Source organism: Caulobacter endophyticus (assembly GCF_029543245.1).
Lineage (GTDB): Bacteria > Pseudomonadota > Alphaproteobacteria > Caulobacterales > Caulobacteraceae > Caulobacter > Caulobacter endophyticus_A.
The window spans coordinates 1-19800 of the sequence record NZ_JARQWV010000030.1; the positions used below are offsets into that span (position 1 = coordinate 1).

At 69.0% G+C, this 19800-nt stretch carries 20 protein-coding genes; 6 read left to right on the plus strand and 14 right to left on the minus strand.

Features of this window, described 5'->3' with window-relative positions; translation table 11 throughout:
- The first annotated feature begins 171 nt into the window (after nucleotides 1-171).
- Nucleotides 172-1488, plus strand: a complete 1317-nt coding sequence (locus P7A99_RS22225) for a bifunctional folylpolyglutamate synthase/dihydrofolate synthase (protein WP_277795916.1) — start codon at nucleotides 172-174, stop codon at nucleotides 1486-1488.
- 353 nt (nucleotides 1489-1841) lie between these two features.
- Here P7A99_RS22225 and P7A99_RS22230 read toward each other — a convergent pair whose 3' ends face one another.
- Nucleotides 1842-2864: a WD40 repeat domain-containing protein gene (locus P7A99_RS22230; protein ID WP_277795917.1), complete on the minus strand. Its 1023-nt coding sequence runs from the start codon at nucleotides 2862-2864 to the stop codon at nucleotides 1842-1844.
- Nucleotides 2865-3086: 222 nt separating this feature from the next.
- Here P7A99_RS22230 and P7A99_RS22235 point away from each other — a divergent pair, with 222 nt between their 5' ends.
- The gene (locus tag P7A99_RS22235; RefSeq protein ID WP_058349874.1) at nucleotides 3087-3536 is read left to right on the plus strand and encodes a biopolymer transporter ExbD; all 450 of its coding nucleotides are present in this window, start codon (nucleotides 3087-3089) and stop codon (nucleotides 3534-3536) included.
- A gap of 90 nt (nucleotides 3537-3626) precedes the next feature.
- On the plus strand, nucleotides 3627-4259 hold the full coding sequence (locus P7A99_RS22240) for a LysE family translocator (protein ID WP_277795918.1): 633 nt from the start codon (nucleotides 3627-3629) through the stop codon (nucleotides 4257-4259).
- A gap of 217 nt (nucleotides 4260-4476) precedes the next feature.
- Here P7A99_RS22240 and P7A99_RS22245 read toward each other — a convergent pair whose 3' ends face one another.
- The 13 genes from P7A99_RS22245 to coxB form a co-directional block, all read right to left on the minus strand.
- Nucleotides 4477-5589, minus strand: a complete 1113-nt coding sequence (locus P7A99_RS22245; protein ID WP_277795919.1) for a hypothetical protein — start codon at nucleotides 5587-5589, stop codon at nucleotides 4477-4479.
- Nucleotides 5590-5696: 107 nt separating this feature from the next.
- The gene (locus P7A99_RS22250; RefSeq protein WP_277795920.1) at nucleotides 5697-7364 is read right to left on the minus strand and encodes a putative bifunctional diguanylate cyclase/phosphodiesterase; all 1668 of its coding nucleotides are present in this window, start codon (nucleotides 7362-7364) and stop codon (nucleotides 5697-5699) included.
- Between the two features lie 46 nt (nucleotides 7365-7410).
- Entirely contained in the window at nucleotides 7411-7989 is a 579-nt protein-coding gene (locus P7A99_RS22255; RefSeq protein WP_277795921.1) for a GNAT family N-acetyltransferase, read from the minus strand.
- A 37-nt stretch (nucleotides 7990-8026) separates the two neighbouring features.
- The gene (locus P7A99_RS22260) at nucleotides 8027-9301 is read right to left on the minus strand and encodes a M16 family metallopeptidase (protein ID WP_277795922.1); all 1275 of its coding nucleotides are present in this window, start codon (nucleotides 9299-9301) and stop codon (nucleotides 8027-8029) included.
- A gap of 169 nt (nucleotides 9302-9470) precedes the next feature.
- Nucleotides 9471-10868, minus strand: a complete 1398-nt coding sequence (gene thrC / locus P7A99_RS22265; protein ID WP_277795923.1) for a threonine synthase — start codon at nucleotides 10866-10868, stop codon at nucleotides 9471-9473.
- Entirely contained in the window at nucleotides 10868-11554 is a 687-nt protein-coding gene (locus P7A99_RS22270) for an SURF1 family protein (RefSeq protein ID WP_277795924.1), read from the minus strand. The genes thrC and P7A99_RS22270 overlap by 1 nt, the downstream gene beginning before the upstream one ends.
- Nucleotides 11547-11909, minus strand: a complete 363-nt coding sequence (locus P7A99_RS22275; RefSeq protein ID WP_277795925.1) for a DUF983 domain-containing protein — start codon at nucleotides 11907-11909, stop codon at nucleotides 11547-11549. The genes P7A99_RS22270 and P7A99_RS22275 overlap by 8 nt, the downstream gene beginning before the upstream one ends.
- A gap of 254 nt (nucleotides 11910-12163) precedes the next feature.
- The gene (locus tag P7A99_RS22280) at nucleotides 12164-13039 is read right to left on the minus strand and encodes a cytochrome c oxidase subunit 3 (protein WP_109101983.1); all 876 of its coding nucleotides are present in this window, start codon (nucleotides 13037-13039) and stop codon (nucleotides 12164-12166) included.
- 76 nt (nucleotides 13040-13115) lie between these two features.
- A complete protein-coding gene (locus P7A99_RS22285) occupies nucleotides 13116-13661 on the minus strand; it encodes a cytochrome c oxidase assembly protein (RefSeq protein ID WP_431307701.1) in 546 nt (181 codons plus the stop codon).
- 94 nt (nucleotides 13662-13755) lie between these two features.
- On the minus strand, nucleotides 13756-13923 hold the full coding sequence (locus tag P7A99_RS22290; RefSeq protein WP_277795927.1) for a hypothetical protein: 168 nt from the start codon (nucleotides 13921-13923) through the stop codon (nucleotides 13756-13758).
- A complete protein-coding gene (cyoE, locus tag P7A99_RS22295; RefSeq protein ID WP_277795928.1) occupies nucleotides 13920-14966 on the minus strand; it encodes a heme o synthase in 1047 nt (348 codons plus the stop codon). Before cyoE ends, P7A99_RS22290 begins: the two co-directional genes overlap by 4 nt.
- A 109-nt stretch (nucleotides 14967-15075) precedes the next feature.
- On the minus strand, nucleotides 15076-16740 hold the full coding sequence (ctaD, locus tag P7A99_RS22300; RefSeq protein WP_277795929.1) for a cytochrome c oxidase subunit I: 1665 nt from the start codon (nucleotides 16738-16740) through the stop codon (nucleotides 15076-15078).
- A 23-nt stretch (nucleotides 16741-16763) separates the two neighbouring features.
- The gene (gene coxB, locus P7A99_RS22305) at nucleotides 16764-17720 is read right to left on the minus strand and encodes a cytochrome c oxidase subunit II (protein ID WP_277795930.1); all 957 of its coding nucleotides are present in this window, start codon (nucleotides 17718-17720) and stop codon (nucleotides 16764-16766) included.
- Between the two features lie 371 nt (nucleotides 17721-18091).
- On the opposite strand from coxB, the gene P7A99_RS22310 reads away from it, so the two are divergent.
- Genes P7A99_RS22310 through P7A99_RS22320 form a run of 3 tightly spaced genes read left to right on the plus strand, consistent with a single transcriptional unit; the run spans nucleotide 18092 to nucleotide 19791 of the window.
- On the plus strand, nucleotides 18092-18418 hold the full coding sequence (locus tag P7A99_RS22310) for a PadR family transcriptional regulator (RefSeq protein WP_277795931.1): 327 nt from the start codon (nucleotides 18092-18094) through the stop codon (nucleotides 18416-18418).
- Nucleotides 18415-18981 carry a DUF1700 domain-containing protein gene (locus P7A99_RS22315; protein WP_277795932.1) on the plus strand — a complete coding sequence of 189 codons (567 nt, stop codon included), beginning with the start codon at nucleotides 18415-18417 and terminating at the stop codon, nucleotides 18979-18981. Before P7A99_RS22310 ends, P7A99_RS22315 begins: the two co-directional genes overlap by 4 nt.
- 9 nt (nucleotides 18982-18990) lie before the next feature.
- A complete protein-coding gene (locus tag P7A99_RS22320) occupies nucleotides 18991-19791 on the plus strand; it encodes a GIN domain-containing protein (protein ID WP_277795933.1) in 801 nt (266 codons plus the stop codon).
- Nucleotides 19792-19800: the final 9 nt, after the last annotated feature.

Here is a 19800-nt window from a genome sequence, read left to right on the forward strand (position 1 = left end):
TGTGTTATGTGTCGCCCCCCCCCCTGCGCTCCCCCTGTCGCGCCCCCCGTGCCCCCCCCCCCCCCCCCCCCCCCCCCCCACGCCGCACTCCGTCCCTCGCCCCCTCCGTCACGGCGCTGATAGCGCCGCGCCACCTCCCCCGCTCGCGGGGGAGGCGCTTTCGGGGCTCCCATGACCGACCACCTCCGCGCCCACGACGCCGCGCTCGAGCGCCTGCGGGCGCTGCATCCGCTGAAGATCGACCTGTCGCTGGGCCGCATGCGCCGGCTGTGCGCCGCCCTGGGCGACCCGCAGGACCGCCTGCCGCCCGTGATCCACGTGGCCGGCACCAACGGCAAGGGCTCGACGGTGGCCTATCTGCGCCACATGGCCGAGGCCGCGGGGCTCAAGGTCCACGTCTTCACCTCGCCCCACCTTGTGCGCTTCGTCGAGCGCATCCGCCTGGCCGGAACCCTGATCACCGAGGACCACCTGGCCGACGTGCTGGAGCGGGTCGAGGCGGCCAATAACGGCCAGGCCATCACCTTTTTCGAGATCACCACGGCCGCGGCCTTCGTCGCCTTCGCCGAGGTCCCCGCCGACCTGTGCATCGTCGAGGTGGGCTTAGGGGGCGTGCTCGACGCCACCAACGTCATCTCCAGCCCCGCCGTCAGCGTCATCGCGCCGATCGACCTGGATCACCGCGAGTTCCTGGGCGACACCATCGAGAAGATCGCCGTCGAGAAGGCGGGCATCATCAAGCCGGACGCCCCCGCCGTCAGCGCCCGCCAGCAGGACACGGTCGACGAGGTGCTCGACACCGCCGCCGCCATGGCCGGGGTGGAGCTCACGCTCATGGGCCGCGAGTTCGACGCCTGGGAAGAGCGCGGCCGCCTGCTGGTGCAGATGCAGGACCGCCTGCTCGACCTGCCCGCCCCCGCCCTGCCCGGCGAGCACCAGTTCGCCAATGCGGGCCTGGCCGTCGCCGCCCTGCTGGCGCTGGACGACCCGCGCATCGACGAAGAGGCCATGGGCCGGGGGATCGCCGGCACGGTCTGGCCGGCCCGCTTCCAGCGACTGACGGCCGGCCCCTACGCGCAGACCGCCCAGGCCGCCGGCGCCGACCTCTGGCTCGACGGCGGCCACAATCCGCACGCCGGCCGCGCCGTGGCCCGCGCCGTGGCCGATCTGGCGGCCCGCGACGGCCGCCCGGTGGCGCTGATCTCGGGGCTCCTGGCCAACAAGGACGCCGCCGGCTTCTTCGAGGCCTTCCGGGGCGTGGCGACCAAGGTCTTCACCGTCACCTTCGAAGGTCACGCCGCCGCCAGCGCCGCCGAAACCGCCGCCGCCGCCGAACTGGCCGGCCTGCGCGCCGCCGCCTGCGACAGCCTCGACGACGCCCTTAGCCGGGCGCTCGCGCTCGACCCTGTACCGCACGTGCTGATCTGCGGCTCTCTGTACCTGGCGGGCGAAGTTCTGGGGGCGAGCGAGGAGACCTGGCCGGTCTGACCTGACCCTCTCTCTTTGAGAGAGGGAGGGGCCCATGGCGAAGCCATGGGAGGGTGAGAGGTTAAAAGCTTTCCGAATGGGCGCAGGCTTAACCAACCCCGCCTCCCTAGGCCTTGTGCCTAGGGCCCAGGCTTCAGCCGCTCAGACTGTGTGGGGGTGGGCGCCTGCACCGGCGGCGTCCCGTTCGAAAAGCCGAGCCTGGCCCAACCATGGGTCCTCGCCACAAGGGCGAGGAAGGCGGAAGCTTTCATGGCTGAAAGCAATCGCCCTTCACCGGCCAAAGGTGAAACCTCTCACCCTCCCACCGCTTCGCGGCGGGCCCCTCCCTCTCTCTCAGAGAGAGGGATCTAGGATCAGAAATTCCGCACCGAAATGTCCGGCACGGCCAGCACGCCGGCTTCGCCGGTTTCGTCGCCCCAGGCCAGGCGCGTGCCGTCGGCGTTGACCGACAGGCTGCTGATCGGGGCGCCCTTCTCGGCCTTCAGGGTCTCGATGCGGCCCGAGCGCAGGTGGCAGGCCCAGATGCGGCCGTTGTCCTGGCCGGCGATGGCCACCGGCAGGGCGTCGACGCCGGCGACCTGCACGACCAGCGAGTCGCGCGAGAAGCCGATCTCGGCGGCTTCCTTGCCCATCGGTCCGTTGGCCCCGGCGAACGGCCAGACGACCGCGCCGTTGGCGCCGGCGGTGACCATGAGGTTGCCCTTGTCGAGGAAGGCCATGCTCTTGATCTTGGCCGGATAGCCGCCCATCCGCATGTCCTTGCCGTCCGACAGGCGCCAGCCGTGCAGCTGGTTTTCCTGCATGGCCGAGACCAGGAACTTGCCGTCGGGGCTGTAGGCCAGGGCGACGTGGCTGCCGGCCCACTTCATCACCGTCGGCTTCTGGTCGGCGATGCGGCCCCACCACAGCGACACGCCGCCGTAGCCGGCCGCGGCCAGGCGCTTGCCCTTCGGGTCGAAGGCCACGCCCGACACCGTCTTCTCGTGCGCATAGACGCGGCGGAACGCGGGGTCGGCCGAGTCCAGCACATGGACCTCCTTGCCGGCCGTGAAGGCGATCAGGCCCGAGGCCGGGCTTGCGGCCACGTGCTCAATCCACTTGCCCTTGACCTCGGCCAGCAGGGTGGCGACCAGCTCGTCGCCCTCCAGGCGGCTCCAGACCACGCGGCCGTCGTCGCCGCCGGTCACCAGGCCGCGGCCCGAGGGGTGGACGCAGGCGGCCAGCGCCGCGCCGCCCATCGCCCCGCCATGGGCCTCGACGGTGACGAAGCCGCCCTCGGCTTCGAATCGGACAGTGCCGTCGCCCAGGGCGAATCCGGCGCGTCCAGCGCGATCGAACAGGGCGGCGGTGACGTAGGCGTCGAACGAAAAGATCATGCGCGGGGGCTTAGCGCGGCCAGTTTGCCAGCGCTAGTCGCGTCTTGCGCGACGGCCTGACCCGGAATCCGCCTCCTGAACGCCGTTAGGCCAAAAAGACTCACAAAAGGGGTTGCCATCGCGGCGTCTCGTCGGGCTTTACTTCCGCGCTCGTCTGCGCCAGACGTGGCATCTAACAATTTCTGGACCGCCTGGGGGCGGTCCCCGGGAGACAGTCAGGCTATGGCGGCTAAACTTGCTGGCGGCGGCGGCGGTCGCTACTCGCTGAACCAGAATTCCGAAATCAACGTCACGCCCTTCGTCGACATTCTGCTCGTTCTGCTGATCATCTTCATGGTCGCCGTGCCGATGGCCGTGACCTCGATCAAGATCGACCTGCCGCCGGCCGTCCCGCCGCCGCCGAACGCGCCGAAGCCGAAGGAACCGGTGTTCATCTCGATCCAGAAGTCGGGCGCTCTGTTCATCGCGGACAAGCAAACCAGCCTCGACAACCTGCCGATCGACCTGGACGCTTCGTTCACCTCGAAGGGCCAAGCCGGTCCGAAGGACGATCAGCGCGTCATGATCCGCGCCGACGCCGACGTGCTGTACTCGGACTTCATGGGCGTCCTGAACCAGCTGCAGACCGCTGGCTGGTACAAGGTCGGCCTGATCAACGAAGACATCCACTAGGGATCGTTTTCGGATCATCCGAAAAGTATCGAGGGGCCGGCGGCGAAAGCTTCCGGCCCCTTTTTCGTGCCCGCTTCCACGGAGCTCCCGATGCCCGACGCCAAGACCTGGATCGCCTTCTGCCTCGTCTGCCTGGGGATGGCCCTGACGCCGGGCCCCAACATGCTCTACCTGGTCAGCCGATCGATCTGCCAGGGCAAGTGGGCCGGCATCGTCTCCTTGGCCGGCACGGCGGCGGGCTTTGTCGTCTACCTGGTCTGCGCGGCGCTGGGCATCACCGCCCTCTTGATGGCCGCGCCGATCACCTACGACATCCTGCGCTTCGGCGGCGCCCTCTATCTCGGCTGGCTGGCCTGGCAGGCGATCAAGCCCGGCGGCCGCTCGCCCTTCCAGGTGCGCGAGCTGCCCAAGGACCCGCCGGCCAAGCTGATGGCCATGGGCTTCCTGACCAACCTGCTCAATCCCAAGGCGGCGATGCTCTATCTGTCACTGTTGCCGCAGTTCATCGATCCCGGGCACGGGAACGTCCTGTCCCAGTCGCTGCTGCTGGGCGGCAGCCAGATCGCCATCAGCCTGTCGGTCAACGCCACGATCTGCTTCGCCGCAGGGACCATCGCCGGCTTCCTGGCTGCGCGCCCCAGCTTCGCGCTGGTGCAGCGCTGGCTGATGGCCAGCGTGCTCGGGGGCCTGGCTGTCCGCATGGCCACCGAAGCCCGCCGCTAGGCCTTCACAGGACTGCTCAGGATCGCTCAGCAGGCCATGGAAGGGGTCGTGGCTAATCCCGCCCCTCCGACGGCGTTATAACGCCGTCCTGAGCAAGGAGAGGCTTCTCGCCGGCGCGCCCGACGAGGTCGGCGGCTTCATCACCGGCGGCGACGTCCTGATGGACGGCGGGGTCACCGCCGCCTGGTGGTACGGCGACCTGGCGAACCGATAGCCATCAGAAGCGCGCCGGATAGGCCCGCGTGGTCGGGCTGTTGTTGTAGCGGGCGGCCGGGCAGTCGACGGCGTAGGCGTCGGCCGTCTCGATCATGTGGGCGCCGCGATAGCCGTAGGGGTTCAGCGCGCGGCACGACACCGCCCGCTTGTAGACCACCGAGCCGTCGCGGCTGAGCTCGCGCATGAACTGGTCGAAGGCCAGGTCGACAAGGCCGCGGGTGGCTGCGAAACGCCTCGCCGTGCCGCTGAATTCGCCCGAGATGACGTCGCCGGCCGCCACGGCCCGCGTGGCCGGCGCCGGCCCCGCCGCACCGCTGACGCCCAGGATCGCCCCGCCGGCCAGCATGGCCTCCAGGTCGGTGAACCGCCCGCTGGCCCTGCCGATGTTCACGGCCGTGGTGAAGGCCGAAGCCGCACCCGGGTCGAAGCGGCCCGGACCGTCGATCGCAGCCGCCTGCACGCCGCCGATCAGGCCGGCATAGGGCGCCGCCGCGATCGACACCGTCAGCTCCTCGTTGACGTAATAGCCCAGCAGCATGCCGCCCAGCACGCCGCCGACCGGCGCGATGGCCGAGTCCCGCGCCACGCCGATCGGGCCGGCGATCCCCGCCCGGACCATCTCGGGCGTGATGCCCACCCATTGGGTGCGATAGCTGGTCTCGACGGTCTTCTCGACCACCAGTTGGTTGGTGCGCCAGCGCACCAGGCGGAAGGTGATGCTGGCCGAGGCCAGCTTGTCGCTGCCCAGCCAGACGTCTGGCCCGCGCAATTCGTCGAACTGAACGTAGAGCATGTATTCGGCGTCCAGCCGGGGGGCCAGCATGTCGGCGCGGTCCAGATGCAGGGACAGCTGGTCGAAGACCTGCTTGCGCGTCGGCCGAGTGGTCATCACCGCGCCGCCGTCGAACCAGCGGAACTCCGGCGCGCCCTGGATCTCCTGGACGGCGATGTTGCGGTAGAACGGCCGCGCGGGCGAGGCCTTGGCCACCGCCACCGGCGGCATGGCCGGCTGGCGCAGCGCCCGCATGTCCTCGGAGCTGGCGCAGCCCGCCAGCACCAGCGCCGCGCCGCAGAGGGCCAGCGCCGACTTCATGAGCTTGGACGACGTCGCCATGAGAGGTTCCCCGATAAGTCGAGCGACCATCGCGGAATAGTCTTAATGGTTGATTTCCACTATGGCGGAACAGCGTCAGGGCGAGTGAAAATCCGCCGGCTGTGGCTTCAGCCGCGCGCCTTCACCGGCGCGGCGCCGTCGACATAGGCCTCGTTGAGATAGACCTCGGCCTCCTGCGGCGACAGGGCCGGCGCATAGCCGAAGCCCTGGCCGTAGTCGCAGCCGAGCTTCTGCAGCGCGCTGGCCATCTCGGCGTTCTCCACGCCCTCGGCCACGACCTCCAGGTCGAGGTCCTGGCCAAGCTTGACCACCGAGCGCACGATCTTGGCCGAGCCGGCGTTGCCGCCCATGGTCCGCACGAAGTAGCGGTCGATCTTCAGCGTGTCGAAGGGCAGGCGCGTCAGGTAGGACAGCGACGAGAAGCCGGTGCCGAAGTCGTCGAGCGCCAGGCCCGCGCCCGCTTCGCGCAGGGCCTTCAGGATCACCGCGGCCCGCTCGGGATCGCGCATGATGTCGCTTTCGGTGACTTCCAGCTTCAGCGCGCCGCGCGGCAGGCCGTTCTCGGCCAGCACCTGGGCCACGTCGTGCACCAGGCCCGGACGGTCGATCTCGCCGGTCGACAGGTTGACGCTGACGGTCAGGGCGCCGACAGCCGGGTGGCTGCTGCGCCAGGCGGCCAGCTGCTTGCCGGCGCTGCGCATCATGTGCTCGCCGAGCTCCGCCATCAGGCCCATCTCTTCGATCAGCGGCAGGAATTCGTCGGGCGGCAGCAGGCCGCGGCGCGGGTGGATCCAGCGCGCCAGGGCCTCGAAGCCCGACAGGGCGCCGGTCGACAGGCGCACGACCGGCTGGAAATAGGGAACGATCTCGCCACGGCCGATGGCGCCGCGCAGGTCGGCTTCCAGGGCCAGGCGCGACAGGCCGTCGGTCTCCATCGAGCGGCCGTAGGCGGCGGCCGAGCCGCGCCCGTTGGCGGCGGCGGCCTCGACGGCCAGCTCCGCCCGGCGGACCAGCTCGGCGGCCTCCGGCGCGTCCTCGCCGCCCTCGGCCGAGACGGCGCCGATGGTCAGGGTCGGGTGGATGTCGAAGCCGGCGATCCGCAAGGGCTGCTCGAGCGCCGAGCGCAGCAGCTCGGCGGGCTCGTAGCCCTTCGGCTCGCACAGCACGGCGAACTCGTCCTCGCCGATGCGGCCCAGGATCGAGCCCTCGGGGAAGGCGGCGGCCAGGCGCGAGCCCAGGGCGGCTAGGACGAGGTCGGCGCGCTCGTGGCCCAGGGCCTCGTTCAGGCGGCGCAGGCGGTCGAGATCGGCCACGACCAGCTCGTGCACGCCGTCATGGGTCAGGCGCTCGCGGGCGCGGGCGATGAAGCTGCGACGGTCCAGCAGACCCGTCAGCTCGTCCTTGCCCGAAGCGGCGAATTTCACTTCCGGGGCGATCACGCCGGCGGCGCGCAGGCCCTCTTCCAGCCACACGCCTCGCCAGATGCAGACGCCGCCGCTGCGCATGCGCAGGCGCACGACGATCTCGGCACCGGCTTCACGCACCCGCAGCAGCTCTTCGGCCTGGGCGCGGTCTTGCGGCAGCGCAAGGGCGCGGAAGGCGGCGGAGGAGCATTCGGGGGCGAGCGGAGACAGGCCCAGGGCCCGGGCCGCGCCGTTGATGCGCAGGCGGTCGGCCTCGGGCTCCCAGTGCCACAGCGCGACCTCGGCGGCGCCCAGCGCTTCCAGCGTGGTCGTCGCGTCCCAGATGCGTCGCTCGGCAACCTTGAATGACATGCCCGTTCCCGCGCCGAAAAAGCCGGCGTCACAGCCCGGGCGGTCGCTATGACTGAGCGATCAACCCGAACAGACGATGATCTCGCCACTCGCCGTTAATTTTGAGATAAGCGCGGGCGTATCCTTCCTCGGAAAACCCGCAGCGCGACAACAGGTCCGCCGAACGCGCGTTGTGCGGCATGCACGCGGCCTCGAGCCGATGGAGCCCCAGGGGTCCGAATGCGAAGTCGATCACCGCCTTCACCGCCTCGGTGGTGTAGCCCTGGCCGGCGAACGACTCGCCCGCCCAGTAGCCCAGCACGCCGGTCTGCGAGACGCCCCGGCGGATGTTGAAGAGACGCACGCCTCCGACGATGGCGTCGTCGTCCTTGCGGAATACGAAGAACGGAAAGGCCTCGCCCAGTTCCAGTTCGCGGGCGTAAGCGGCCAGGCGCTGGCGGAAGGCCGCCCGGGTCAGGTCGTCGGCCGGCCAGCTGGGCTCCCACGGCGTCAGATAGCCCCGCGAGGCCGCCCGTAGCTCGGACCACGGCTTGTGGTCGGCAAGGCGCGGCAGGCGCAGATAGACCCGCTCGGCGTCGATGCGCGGACCATGGTCGATGCGGAACAGGCGGAGGATGGCGGACAAGAAACGGCTCTTAGCGATACCCGCGCACCATCGCGGCTTATCGGCCGTCGAACAACGTCCGTCGGAAGATTTCCCCGGCCGACAGCGCGGTCTTGGCGCCCAACACGGCGGTGGCCGCCCGCGCCGGGTCCAGCATGCGCTTTCCGAGGCGCGTGATGTCGTCGGCGCTGACCGCGTCGACCCCCGCGGCCAGCTCGGCGGGCGGGAACAGCTTGCCGAAGGTCAGGGCCTGGCCGGCGTTCTGTTCGGCGCGGGCCAGCGGCTGCTCGCGGGCCATGAACATGTGCGCCTTCAGCTGGGCCTTGCAGCGGGCCAGTTCGGCGGGCTCGATGCGCGCGGCCAGGGCCAGCAGCTGCTCGGCGCAGACCTTGGCGGTCTCGGCCGCGTCCTTGGCCGCGCAGCCGACATAGATCCCCAGGGCCCCGATGTCGGCATAGGTGTCGGCATAGGCGTCGATATTGTAGGCCAGACCGCGCTTTTCGCGGGCCTCCTGGAACAGCCGCGACGACATGCCCCCGCCCAGGGCCTCGGCGAAAACGCGCAGGGCGAAGTAGTCATCGTCGCGCGAGCCGAACGCCGGCAGCATCAGAACGAGATGGGCCTGCTCCAGCTTGCGGGCCTCGGCGAAGCTCGTCCCGACGAAGGCCGCGGGTTCGGGCGCAGCGACGCCCGGCGTCGCCGGCAGGTCGCCGAACGCCTTTTCCGCCAGCGCGAGGATCTCGGCCTCCTCGACCGCGCCGGTGGCGCTGATCACCAGCCGGTCGGCGGCATAGAGCGCTGCGCGCCACTGCGCCAGGGCCTCGGGGGTGGCGGCCTCGACGCTCTCGACCGTGCCCAGGATCGGCCGGCCGACCGGATGGTCGCCCCAGGCGCCCTTCTGCAGCAGGTCGAAGACGTAGTCGTCGGGCGCGTCGGCGGCCTCGGCGATCTCCTGGGCGACCACCTGCTTCTCGCGCGCCAGATCGCCGGCGTCCAGCGTGGGCCGGCGCACCAGGTCGGCGATCACCGCCATGGCCAGCGGGGCGCCACCCTTGAGCGCCCGCACCTGGAAGCTGGTGCGCTCATAGCCGGTGGCGGCGTTGATCGAGCCGCCCTCGGTCTCGATCACCTCGACGATGTCGCGCGCGCTGCGGCCGCCCGCGCCCTTGAACACCATGTGCTCGAGCAGGTGCGACCAGCCCGACCGCGCCGGATCCTCATAGCCCGCGCCGCGCCCGGCGACGACGGTGAGGGCCAGGGTCTCGAGCCCCGGCATCGGATCGCAGACGACGCGGACGCCATTGGGGAGGGTATGGAGGGTCGGAAGGCTCATTTCCCTCCGTGTAGCCGCCTAAGCGTCCGAAAGCGACCCTCCCCCTGAAGGGGGAGGTGTCGGCAAAGCCGACGGAGGGGGATGTGAGCTCACATCACCCCCGACATCCGCAGGGACTTCCCCCACCGGCCCTACGGGCCACCTCCCCCTTCAGGGGGAGGGCCTTTTCCTACTTCCCCGCGAACGCCCGCACGTGGGCCTTCACGGCGGCCGCATCGGCCGGCAGGCGGTCGAAGCGTTCGGGCTTGGCCGACAGGTCGGGCGCGCCGCGCGGCACGCCCTGGACGACGCCGGTGGCGGCCAGCACGGCCTCGGGGAACTTGGCCGGGTGGGCGGTCGACAGCACCACGACCGGGATCGTGGGGTCCTCCAGGCGCAGACCATGGGCGGCGGCCAGGCCGACGGCGGTGTGCGGGTCGACCACCTCGCCGGTCTCGTTCAGCGTCGACAGCATGGTCTTGGCGGTGTCGGCCTCGCTGACCGAGGCGCCGGCGAACAGCTCGCGCATCATCGCATGGGCGCTGGGCGGGATGTCGAGCGAACCGGTGGTGTTGAAGCCCCGGAAGGCGCGGCCGGTCTCGACGCCGTCGCGGCGCACGGCCTCAAAATAGAGACGCTCGAAGTTGGAGGCGACCTGGATGTCCATGGCCGGGCTCTGGGTGGCGGCCACCGCGCCGCGCGCATAGCGGCCGTCCTCGAAGGCGCGGGCCAGGATGTCGTTGCTGTTGGTGGCGGCCACGACCTTGGCGATCGGCAGGCCCATCTGCCTGGCGACGAAGGCGGCGTAGGCGTCGCCGAAATTGCCGGTCGGCACGACGAAGGCCACTTCGCGGGCCGGCGCGCCCAGGCTGACGGCGGCGGTGAAGTAATAGACGCTCTGGGCCGCGATCCGCGCCCAGTTGATCGAGTTGACGCCCGACAGGTCGACCGCGTGGCGGAACTGGTCGTCCTGGAAGGCCTGCTTGACGATGGCCTGGCAGTCGTCGAACGAGCCCTGCACCGAAACGCACGACACATTGGCGTCCTGCGCCGTCGTCATGAACCGGCGCTGGACCTCGCTGATCCGGCCTTCGGGGAAGAGCGCGACGATGCGGGCGTTGCTGCGGCCGCGGAAGGCCTCGACGGCGGCGCCGCCGGTGTCGCCCGAGGTGGCGCAGATGATGGTCATGGTCCGCGACTGGCGCGACAGCACGTAGTCGTAGAGCCGGCCCAGGAGCTGCATCGCAACGTCCTTGAAGGCCAGGGTCGGGCCGTGGAACAACTCCAGCAGGTAGCGGTTGGCGGCCAGCTGCTTCAGCGGCGTCACCGCCGCGTGGGTGAAGCTGGCATAGGCCTCGTCGCACATCTGGGCCAGATCGTCGGCCGGGATGTCGTCGCCGACGAACTTGCCGAGCACGGCGGCGGCCACCTGGGCGTAGGTCTTGCCGGCGAAGGCGGCGATCTCTTGAGGCGTGAAGGCCGGCCAGGCCTCAGGCACGTACAGGCCGCCGTCGGGGGCGAGGCCCGCGAGCACCGCGTCCAGGAAACCGATCGAAGGGGACTCGCCCCGGGTCGAGACGTAGCGCATCAGGATCTCATCTTCCGCCAGAGCATGGCGGCATAGATAAACAGCAGGGTCACGGCAAGACCAAACCACGTAAGCGCGTATTCCAGGTGCCGATTGGAAATTTCTGCCGGCAGCGGCGCGGGGGTCACGCCGGAAACGGCGGGCGTGGCGGTCTCGACCATCAGGATGTGCGAGGCGGGCCTGTCGGCGGCGAAGGCGGCCAGGGCCTTCTCGCGGTCGCCGCCCAGGGCCTTGGGAGCCATCAGCACGCCCACGGCCCGGGCCGGGGCGGCGAAGGATCGGGGGCTGGGCTCGATCTGACCGGTCAGGGCGTCGACGACGCCGAGGTCCAGCAGCACCACGCCGTGCGCCTGTCCAGACAGGCGGCAGGCGGCCATGGCCCGCCAGACCATGTCGCCGTCGCGTACGCCATAAACGAGCGGCAGGGCGACGGTCGGCCCCGACGCACAGTCGGCGGCCACGCGAACAAAGTCGACGTCCTCGCCCCTGTCGGCGCGGGCCAGCACCGTGGCCAGCGGCCGGGCCGGCGCGGTCTTCAGCGTCTCGATCCGCGCCAGCAGGTCCTCTTTCCAGGCCAGGCGCTGCATCTGCCAGGCCCCGAGGCCGCAGAGGATGGAAAAGGCGATCAGGGTCGCGATCGTCAGGACGATCGGAAAGCGGGCCTTCTTCCGAGCGATCTCAGACATCGCCGCGCCCCGCTTCCGACGCCTTGTTGGCGATCTGGGCGGCGACCATCAGGCCCTTGGCCGGGCGCATCAAAACGAGGCACGCGATGAGGGTCAGCGGCAGCCAGACCAGCAGCAGCAGCCATACCGGCCAGCCCCAGGCGAACATCGAGAACAGCGCCCCGAACGCACACAGCGCGCCGGCGATCAGGATGACGAAGGTCGCCGCCCCGTCGCCGCTCTCGAGCCTGGAGAGATCATAGCCGCAGGCCTCGCAGCGCTGGGCCACCTTGAGGAAGCCCTCGAACAGGAAGCCCTCGCCGCAGACGGGACAGCGCCCGGCGGCGCCGGCGGCGTAGGGGTTGGTCTTGGGCATGGGTGCTGCACCGTCCGACATTTGCGCCGCCCCTTCCCTACCGCCTTCCTCGCCCTTGTGGCGAGGATCCATGCGTCGGCCGGCAAGGCGGAGATCGGCTTGCACGGTCTGAGCGATGGAACGATGGGCCCTGGGCACGAGGCCCAGGGAAGCGGCTATGAGGCGGAGCGAGATGAGATCTCGACCCAGCTCCGCTGAAACGAGAAAGGCCCGGAGCGCGGTCGGCGCTCCGGGCCTTTCGGAACTCCGTGACCCTAGTGCGCCGAGGCGCCGAAGATCACGTAGATGAAGGCGAACAGGAACAGCCAGACCACGTCGACGAAGTGCCAGTACCAGGCGGCCGCTTCGAAGCCGAAGTGCTGCTTGGGCGTGAAGGCGCCGTTCATCAGGCGGATCAGGCAGACGATCAGGAACAGCGTACCCACGAAGACGTGGAAGCCGTGGAAGCCGGTGGCCAGGAAGAAGGTCGAACCGTAGAGGCCCGAATTGGCGGCCGCTTCGCTGTAGAACAGGTTCTCGTGGTTGATGTGGGCGTATTCGTAGACCTGGATGCAGGTGAACAGCGCGCCCAGCAGGATGGTCAGGATCAGGCCCCACTTGGCGCCCTTGCGATCGCCCTGCTGCAGGGCGTGGTGCGACCAGGTGATGGTGGTGCCCGACAGAAGCAGGGTGAGCGTGTTGACCAGCGGCAGGTGCCAGGGCGAGACGGTCTCGACGCCGGCCGGCGGCCAGGCGGCCCAGGCGGTGCGGACTTCCTCGATGCTGGAGAGCGTGCGGTGGCCGTGGAACAGGGCCATCTCGAAGAAGATCCAGAACCACGCGACGAAGAACATCACTTCCGAAGCGATGAACAGCACCATGCCGTAGCGGAGGCCGATCGAGACGACGGGGGTGTGGTCGCCGGCGTTGGCTTCCTTGATGACGTCGCGCCACCAGCCGAACATCGTGTAGAGCACGCCGGCCAGGCCGGCGGCGAACAGCCACCACTGGCCCTTCTCGATGCCGAACACGCCGCCCTTGATCCAGGCGATCAGGCCGATGGCCATGACGGTGGACGCCATCGAGCCGACGAACGGCCACGGGCTGGGCGGCAGGATGTGGTAGTCGTGTTTGACGGCGCCGTGGGCCATGTGTTGCGAACCCTCTGATTATTTGAAGTACGCGTCGCGTAGGTCCCCCAAGGCCCGCGCACTCCCTTGTGGATTGCTATAGTCCCTTGGACGGTGTTCCGCCAAGTGGTTGAACGATGCGCGGCGTCGCGTCGGCCTGCTTGCCGCCATCGTCGCCCTCCACCGCCGGGAAGAAGGTGTAGGAAAGGGTGATCTCGGACTTGCCCTTGGTCTCCGGATCCTCGGCGAAGCGGGGATCGACGAAATAGACGACCGGGAACTCGACCGTCTGGCCGGGCTCGATGGTCTGGTTCGAGAAGCAGAAGCACTCGATCTTCTGGAAATAGGCGCCGGCCTGCTCGGGCACGACATTGTAGATCGCCCGGCCGGTCTGGGGCTTGTCGCTGTTGTTGGTGACCTTGAAGAAGGCCAGGCCCGAGGCGCCCAGCTTGATGTCCTGGCTGACCTGCTCGGTGGTGAAGGTCCAGGGCAGGCCGCGGATGTTGGCGTCGAAGCGGACGGCGACGCTCTTGTCCAGAACCTTGGTCGGGGCGGCCTCTGCGCGGCGCACCGTGCCGTCGAAGCCGGTGACCTGGCAGAACAGCTTGTAGAGCGGCACCGAGGCGTAGGCCGCACCGACCATGCCGGCGAAGGCGGCCACGCAGATCAGCGCGACGCGCTTGTTGCGACGGGCGTGCGGATCGGACGCCTTGCCGGCCTTGGCCGCCGGCTTGCCCTCAGAACCGGTGTCCGACATTGGCGCCGAGCCTCACCAGGGTGACCACGAAGACCAGGGCGACGAAGGCCACCAGGCCCAGCGCCAGGGCTAGGTTGCGGCCGTTGCGGGCCTTGAGCGCCTGGTCGGCGTCGGGCTTTGCGGAAACGGTCTTCTTCGGATCGGTCAAAGCGGAAGCTCCAGGGCCCGGATGCCGATCATGGCCTCGGCCAGGAGCGCGGCGAAAAGGGCGAACAGGTACAGGATCGAGAAGGCGAACAGGTTGCGGGCGTCCTTGGCCCCGCCCACCGGCGGCGGGCGCTTGCCCGGCTCGGCCTCGGGGACCGGCTCGGGCGCGGGGGCCTGCACCTCGTAGAGGGCGCGGTCGGCGGTGCGCGGGTCGGCCGCGTCGCCGGCGTCGCTGCGGAACACCCGCCAGGCCAGGACCAGGAACACCGCGCCGCCCAGGGCCGAGACGGCCAGGTACAGCGGACCGCCCAGGCCCGTGACGGCCGGGGCCAGGCAGACCGGAATGAACACCAGGCTGTAGAGCAGGATCTGCTTGCGGGTCTCCTTGGCGCCCTTGACCACCGGCAGCATCGGCACGCCGGCCTTGGCGTAGTCGGTGCTGATGTAGAGCGACAGGGCCCAGAAGTGCGGCGGGGTCCACAGGAAGATGATCAGCACCATCAGCCAGGCGTTCAGCGGCGCCGAGCCGCTGGCCGCCGCCCAGCCGATGGCCGGCGGCAGCGCCCCGGCAAGGCCGCCGATGACGATGTTCTGGGCCGTCCAGCGCTTGAGCCACATGGTGTAGACCACCGCGTAGAACACGATGGTGAAGGCCAGCAGGCCCGCGGCCAGCCAGTTGATGGCCATGCCCAGCAGCATGACGGACAGCAGGGAGAGAACGACGCCCAGGGTCGCGGCTTCCGAGCCCTCGACCAGGCCGGCCGGCACCGGACGGCCGCGCGTGCGGCGCATCTTGGCGTCGATGTCGGCGTCGTACCACATGTTCAGGGCGCCCGAGGCCCCTGCCCCCACGGCGATGCACAGCACCGCCACCGCGCCCAGCAACGGATGGATGGGGGTGCGGGCGGCCACCAGGCCGGTCAGGCCCGTGAACACCACCAGCGACATCACGCGCGGCTTGAGGAGCTGGAAGTAGTCCTGCCAGCGCGCCGCGCGGACCGTGTCGGCGGGCGTGTCGGGCGAAAGGACGGCGGGCTTGGCCATGGGACTTGGAACTTACGTCTTCGAAGAGGGGTCTTGATGGTCGAAGGGCGCGGGCCGGACTGTCCGCCCGATCCGCGCCCCCGCGCTTATACAGCTATCTTACCAGAGATCAGTGGTGATCGTCGGCCTTGATGACCGGCGGCTCGCTGAACTGGTGGAACGGCGGCGGCGAGGACAGGGTCCATTCCAGCGTGGTGGCGCCTTCGCCCCACGGGTTGGCCTCGGCCTTGCGGCGACGGATGGCCGCCTCGATCAGCACCAGCATGAAGACGCCGACGCCGACGACGGTGATCATGTAGCCCACCGACGAGACGTAGTTCCACTTCGCGAAGGCGTCCGGATAGTCGACATAGCGACGCGGCATGCCGTCCAGGCCCAGGAAGTGCTGCGGGAAGAACACCAGGTTCACGCCCACGAACATGATCCAGAAGTGGGTCGCGCCGAGGAACTCGTTGTACTTCACGCCCCACATCTTCTCGAACCAGTAGTAGAAGCCCGCGAAGATGGCGAAGACGGCGCCCAGCGACAGCACGTAGTGGAAGTGGGCCACCACGTAGTAGGTGTCGTGCAGGCTGTAGTCGATGCCGGCGTTCGACAGGACGACGCCGGTGACGCCGCCCACGGTGAACAGGAAGATGAAGCCGATCGCCCACAGCATGGGCGTCTTGAAGCTGATCGAACCGCCCCACATCGTGGCGATCCAGCTGAAGATCTTCACGCCGGTCGGGACGGCGATGATCATCGTCGCGGCCACGAAATAGGCGCGCAGGTTGATGCTCATGCCGACCGTGTACATGTGGTGGGCCCACACGATGAAGCCGACGAAGCCGATGGCGACCATGGCGTAGGCCATGGCCAGGTAGCCGAAGACGGGCTTCTTGGAGAAGGTCGAGACGATGTGGCTGATGATGCCGAACCCGGGCAGGATCAGGATGTACACTTCCGGGTGACCGAAGAACCAGAACAGGTGCTGGAACATCACCGGGTCGCCGCCGGCGGCGGGTTCGAAGAAATGGGTGCCGAAGTTGCGGTCGGTCAGCAGCATGGTGATGGCGCCGGCCAGCACGGGCAGCGACAGCAGCAGCAGGAAGGCGGTGATCAGCACCGACCAGGCGAACAGCGGCATGCGGTGCAGGGTCATGCCCGGCGCGCGCATGTTGAAGATCGTGGTGATGAAGTTGATCGCGCCCAGGATCGACGAGGCGCCGGCCAGGTGGAGCGACAGGATCGCCAGGTCCATGGCCGGGCCGGTGTGGCCCGAGGTCGACAGCGGCGGATAGATCGTCCAGCCGCCGCCGAAGCCGTGGCCCGGACCGCCGTCGACGAACATCGAGGTGCACAGCAGGATCCAGGCGGCGACCAGCAGCCAGAACGAGATGTTGTTCATCCGCGGGAAGGCCATGTCCGGCGCGCCGATCATGATCGGCACGAACCAGTTGCCGAAGCCGCCGATCATGGCGGGCATGACCATGAAGAAGATCATGATCAGGGCGTGGGCGGTGACCACGGCGTTGTAGCCGTGCTTGCCCTTGAACACGCCCCACTCGGCCAGCAGGCCGGTCTCGGAGAAGATCTGGATGCCGGGGTGCATCAGCTCCCAGCGGATCAGGCCCGACAGGGCGCCGCCGACGATCCCAGCCATGATGGCGAACAGGATGTAGAGGGTGCCGATGTCCTTGTGGTTCGTCGAGAAGAACCAGCGGGCGAAGAAGGGCGGCTTTTCGTCGGCGCCGTGGCCGTCGTCGTGGTGATCAATGTCAGCGGCGTGAGCCATCGGACTGATATCCTAAAGCGTTCTTAGGCCGCCGGCGCGGCGGCGGGGGCCGCGGCCGGAGCGGAAGCGGGAGCGGCCGGAGCAGCGGCGGCGGGCGTCGTGGCGGCGGGCGCGGCGGCCGGAGCGGCTTCGGCGGTCGCCGGGGCGGCGGGCGCCTCGGCGGGAGCCTTGGCCTTCACCCAAGCGTCGAACTCGGCCTGCGTGACGACCTTGATCTCGATCGGCATGAAGGCGTGGTCGATGCCGCAGAGCTCCGAGCACTGGCCGTAATAGGTGCCCACCTTCTCGGCCTTGAACCAGGTTTCGTTCAGGCGGCCCGGAATGGCGTCGGTCTTCAGGCCGAAGGCCGGCAGGGCGAAGGCGTGGATCACGTCGGCGGCGGTGACCTGCACGCGCACCACCTGGTTGACCGGCACCACCATCGCGTTGTCGGCGGCCAGGCGATAGAGGCTGTGCGGCAGGCCCTTGGCCGCCACTTCTTCCTCGCTCAGCACCTTGGAGACGATCTCCGGCACCTTCTGGTCCGGATACTCGTAGCCCCAGTACCACTGATAGCCCGTGGCCTTCACGGTCATGTAGGGCTTGGGCATGTCGTTGTACTTGAACAACAGCCGGAACGAGAAGATGGCGATGATCATCAGGATCAGCACCGGCACGATCGTCCAGATGATCTCGATCGTGGTGTTGTGGCTGAACTTGGCCGGAACCGGGTTCGCCTTCTTGTTGTAGCGGATCGCGATCCAGACCAGCAGGCCCAGCACCAGCAAGGTGATGAGCGTGATGATCGGCAGCAGAACCCAGTCGTGGAACCAGATGGCGTCGTGCTTGAGCACCGACGCGGCCGGCTGGAGGGCGATGCCCCCCGGCGTCGGCTGGCCCAATAGATCGTCGGCGAAGGCATGCCCCGCGAGCGTCGTCATGACGGCGGCGGCTGCAAAGCCCAACCCTTTCCGTCCCATCCCCTGAACTTGTGCCTTCATTTCCCTCTCGGCCCGTTACGGCGGCGACCGGCTGTTACTCAGCCGTGTCCCCGCGCCGACATGCACAATACGACCGGTTACGCGGACTTATGCAATCGACTTGAAACGGTCGAAAGCACTCCCCCCACGGCGCCGGCCGGTCGCAGGCGTGCTTACGCGCTTCAATCCCTGTTGCCAAGCACCCGAAACCACACGTAGCGCAGGGGAATCGCGCCAGTTGAGAAGCGTTCTCAATAACTTTGCCGATTTCATCCACACGACCACGAGGCGAATCACATCGATCCTCGAACATTGATAACTTGTAATAACAGCTACCTTGCATCGCACGCTACCTGGCCGTACAAGGTTCTCACGAACAGGAAACGAGAGCCGTGCCTGAAGCCATCGAAACCCAACTGAAGAAAGGCGTGCTGGCGCTGTGCGTGCTGGCCCTGCTGTCCAAGGCCGACAGCTACGCCTACGAGATCGCCAGCCAGCTGGCCAAGGACATCGACATGGGAGAGGGGACTATCTACCCGCTGATGCGGCGATTGCAGTCCGACGGCCTGGTCGAGACCTATCTGGTCGAGTCGTCCAGCGGCCCGCCCCGCAAATACTACCGCCTCACCGCCGCCGGCCGCGACAGCTTCGCCGCCCAGAAGAGCGAATGGGAAGCCTTCGCCAAGGCCGTGAACGACATCCTGGGAGCCGCCGCATGACCCGCGCCGAATTCGTCACACGCCTCAAGCGCGGCCTGGCCGGCCTGCCGGTCACCACGATCGCCGACGCCGTGGCCGACTACGAGGCCCATTTCGACGACGCCATCGCCGCCGGTCGCTCCGAGGCGGAAACCGCCGCCGCCCTGGGCGACCCCGACCGCCTGGCCCGCGAACTGCGCGCCGAAGCGGGCCTCAAGCGCTGGGAAGAGACCAAGAACCCCTCGGCCGCGGCCGGCGCCGTCTTCGCGGTGCTGGGCCTGGGCGCGATCGACATCCTGATCCTGCTGCCCATCCTGATGGGGGTGATTGGGGCGCTGTTCGGCTTCTTCATGGCCGGGATCGGCATGTTCATCGCCGGCGGCTTCGTGTTCTCGGCCGGACCGTTCATGGATCCGCCGGGCGGCGCGGCCGTCGCCATCCTCGGCGGCATCGGCCTGATGGCCGCCGCCACCGCCCTGAGCGCGGTGACGGGCCTCGTCACCATCGCCCTGGTCAACGGACTGGTCTGGTACGGCCGCCTCCACTACCGGCTGCTGAAGCCGGCCATCGAACCGCAAGCTTGAGGTCGCGCCATGATCCGCAACCTGACCATCATCGCCGTCGCCAGCTTCGTCCTGGCCGTGGCCTGCCTGGGAACCGCCTTCGCCATCGGCGGCCGTGAAATGGTCGCTCGGGGCGGCTGGACCATCCCCGCCAACCTCCACCTCAGCATCGAGGACGAGGACGGCAGCGTCACCATCCGTCCGGGCGGCGAGGTCACCGTCAAGGACCACGGCGTCGACGTCAGCCGCGAGATCGCCTGGACCGGCGGCGAGGCCCTGCGCATCGACCTGCCCGCCCGGGTGATCTTCACCCAGGGCGACAAGGCCGGCGTCACCGTCGAGGGGCCCGAGCGCCTGGCCCGCCGCGTCGTCCTGACCGGCGACCGCCTCCACTTCGAAGGCGACGATGAGGGCTCCGGCGTCCAAGTCGGCGGCCACTTCCGCGTCCGGATGAACGGCGACGACCTGGTGATCCGCGTTACCGCCCCGTCGGTGCGCAAGTTCACCCTCAACGGCTCGGGCGACCTCGACATCCAGTCCTACGACCAGCCGGACCTGACGCTGGCCCTCAACGGCAGCGGCGAGGCCTACGCCTCGGGCAAGACGGGCAAGCTCGATCTCAAGATCGCCGGCTCGGGCGAGGCCGAACTGACCTCGCTGACCATCACCGACGCCAAGGTCGCGATCGCCGGCAGCGGCGAGGCCAATCTGGGCCCCACGGGCGAGGCCGACGTCGACATCGCCGGCAGCGGCGAGGTGACTCTGACCGAGAAGCCCGCCAGCCTGTCCAAGTCGGTGGCCGGCTCGGGCGAGGTCAACGAGAGCTGGTGAGCGATCCGG

Bases quoted from the DNA above. Each gene is read 5' to 3' on its own strand.
- P7A99_RS22225 (WP_277795916.1), top strand. From the start codon at position 172: ATGACCGACCACCTCCGCGCCCACGACGCCGCGCTCGAGCGCCTGCGG.
- P7A99_RS22235 (WP_058349874.1), top strand. From the start codon at position 3,087: ATGGCGGCTAAACTTGCTGGCGGCGGCGGCGGTCGCTACTCGCTGAAC.
- P7A99_RS22250 (WP_277795920.1), bottom strand. From the start codon at position 7,364: ATGTCATTCAAGGTTGCCGAGCGACGCATCTGGGACGCGACGACCACG.
- cyoE (WP_277795928.1), bottom strand. From the start codon at position 14,966: ATGGCCAAGCCCGCCGTCCTTTCGCCCGACACGCCCGCCGACACGGTC.
- P7A99_RS22285 (WP_431307701.1), bottom strand. From the start codon at position 13,661: ATGGTCGGTGCGGCCTACGCCTCGGTGCCGCTCTACAAGCTGTTCTGC.
- P7A99_RS22315 (WP_277795932.1), top strand. From the start codon at position 18,415: ATGACCCGCGCCGAATTCGTCACACGCCTCAAGCGCGGCCTGGCCGGC.
- P7A99_RS22270 (WP_277795924.1), bottom strand. From the start codon at position 11,554: ATGTCTGAGATCGCTCGGAAGAAGGCCCGCTTTCCGATCGTCCTGACG.
- P7A99_RS22240 (WP_277795918.1), top strand. From the start codon at position 3,627: ATGCCCGACGCCAAGACCTGGATCGCCTTCTGCCTCGTCTGCCTGGGG.
- thrC (WP_277795923.1), bottom strand. From the start codon at position 10,868: ATGCGCTACGTCTCGACCCGGGGCGAGTCCCCTTCGATCGGTTTCCTG.
- P7A99_RS22275 (WP_277795925.1), bottom strand. From the start codon at position 11,909: ATGCCCAAGACCAACCCCTACGCCGCCGGCGCCGCCGGGCGCTGTCCC.
- P7A99_RS22245 (WP_277795919.1), bottom strand. From the start codon at position 5,589: ATGGCGACGTCGTCCAAGCTCATGAAGTCGGCGCTGGCCCTCTGCGGC.
- P7A99_RS22280 (WP_109101983.1), bottom strand. From the start codon at position 13,039: ATGGCCCACGGCGCCGTCAAACACGACTACCACATCCTGCCGCCCAGC.
- P7A99_RS22230 (WP_277795917.1), bottom strand. From the start codon at position 2,864: ATGATCTTTTCGTTCGACGCCTACGTCACCGCCGCCCTGTTCGATCGC.
- P7A99_RS22260 (WP_277795922.1), bottom strand. From the start codon at position 9,301: ATGAGCCTTCCGACCCTCCATACCCTCCCCAATGGCGTCCGCGTCGTC.
- coxB (WP_277795930.1), bottom strand. From the start codon at position 17,720: ATGAAGGCACAAGTTCAGGGGATGGGACGGAAAGGGTTGGGCTTTGCA.
- ctaD (WP_277795929.1), bottom strand. From the start codon at position 16,740: ATGGCTCACGCCGCTGACATTGATCACCACGACGACGGCCACGGCGCC.
- P7A99_RS22320 (WP_277795933.1), top strand. From the start codon at position 18,991: ATGATCCGCAACCTGACCATCATCGCCGTCGCCAGCTTCGTCCTGGCC.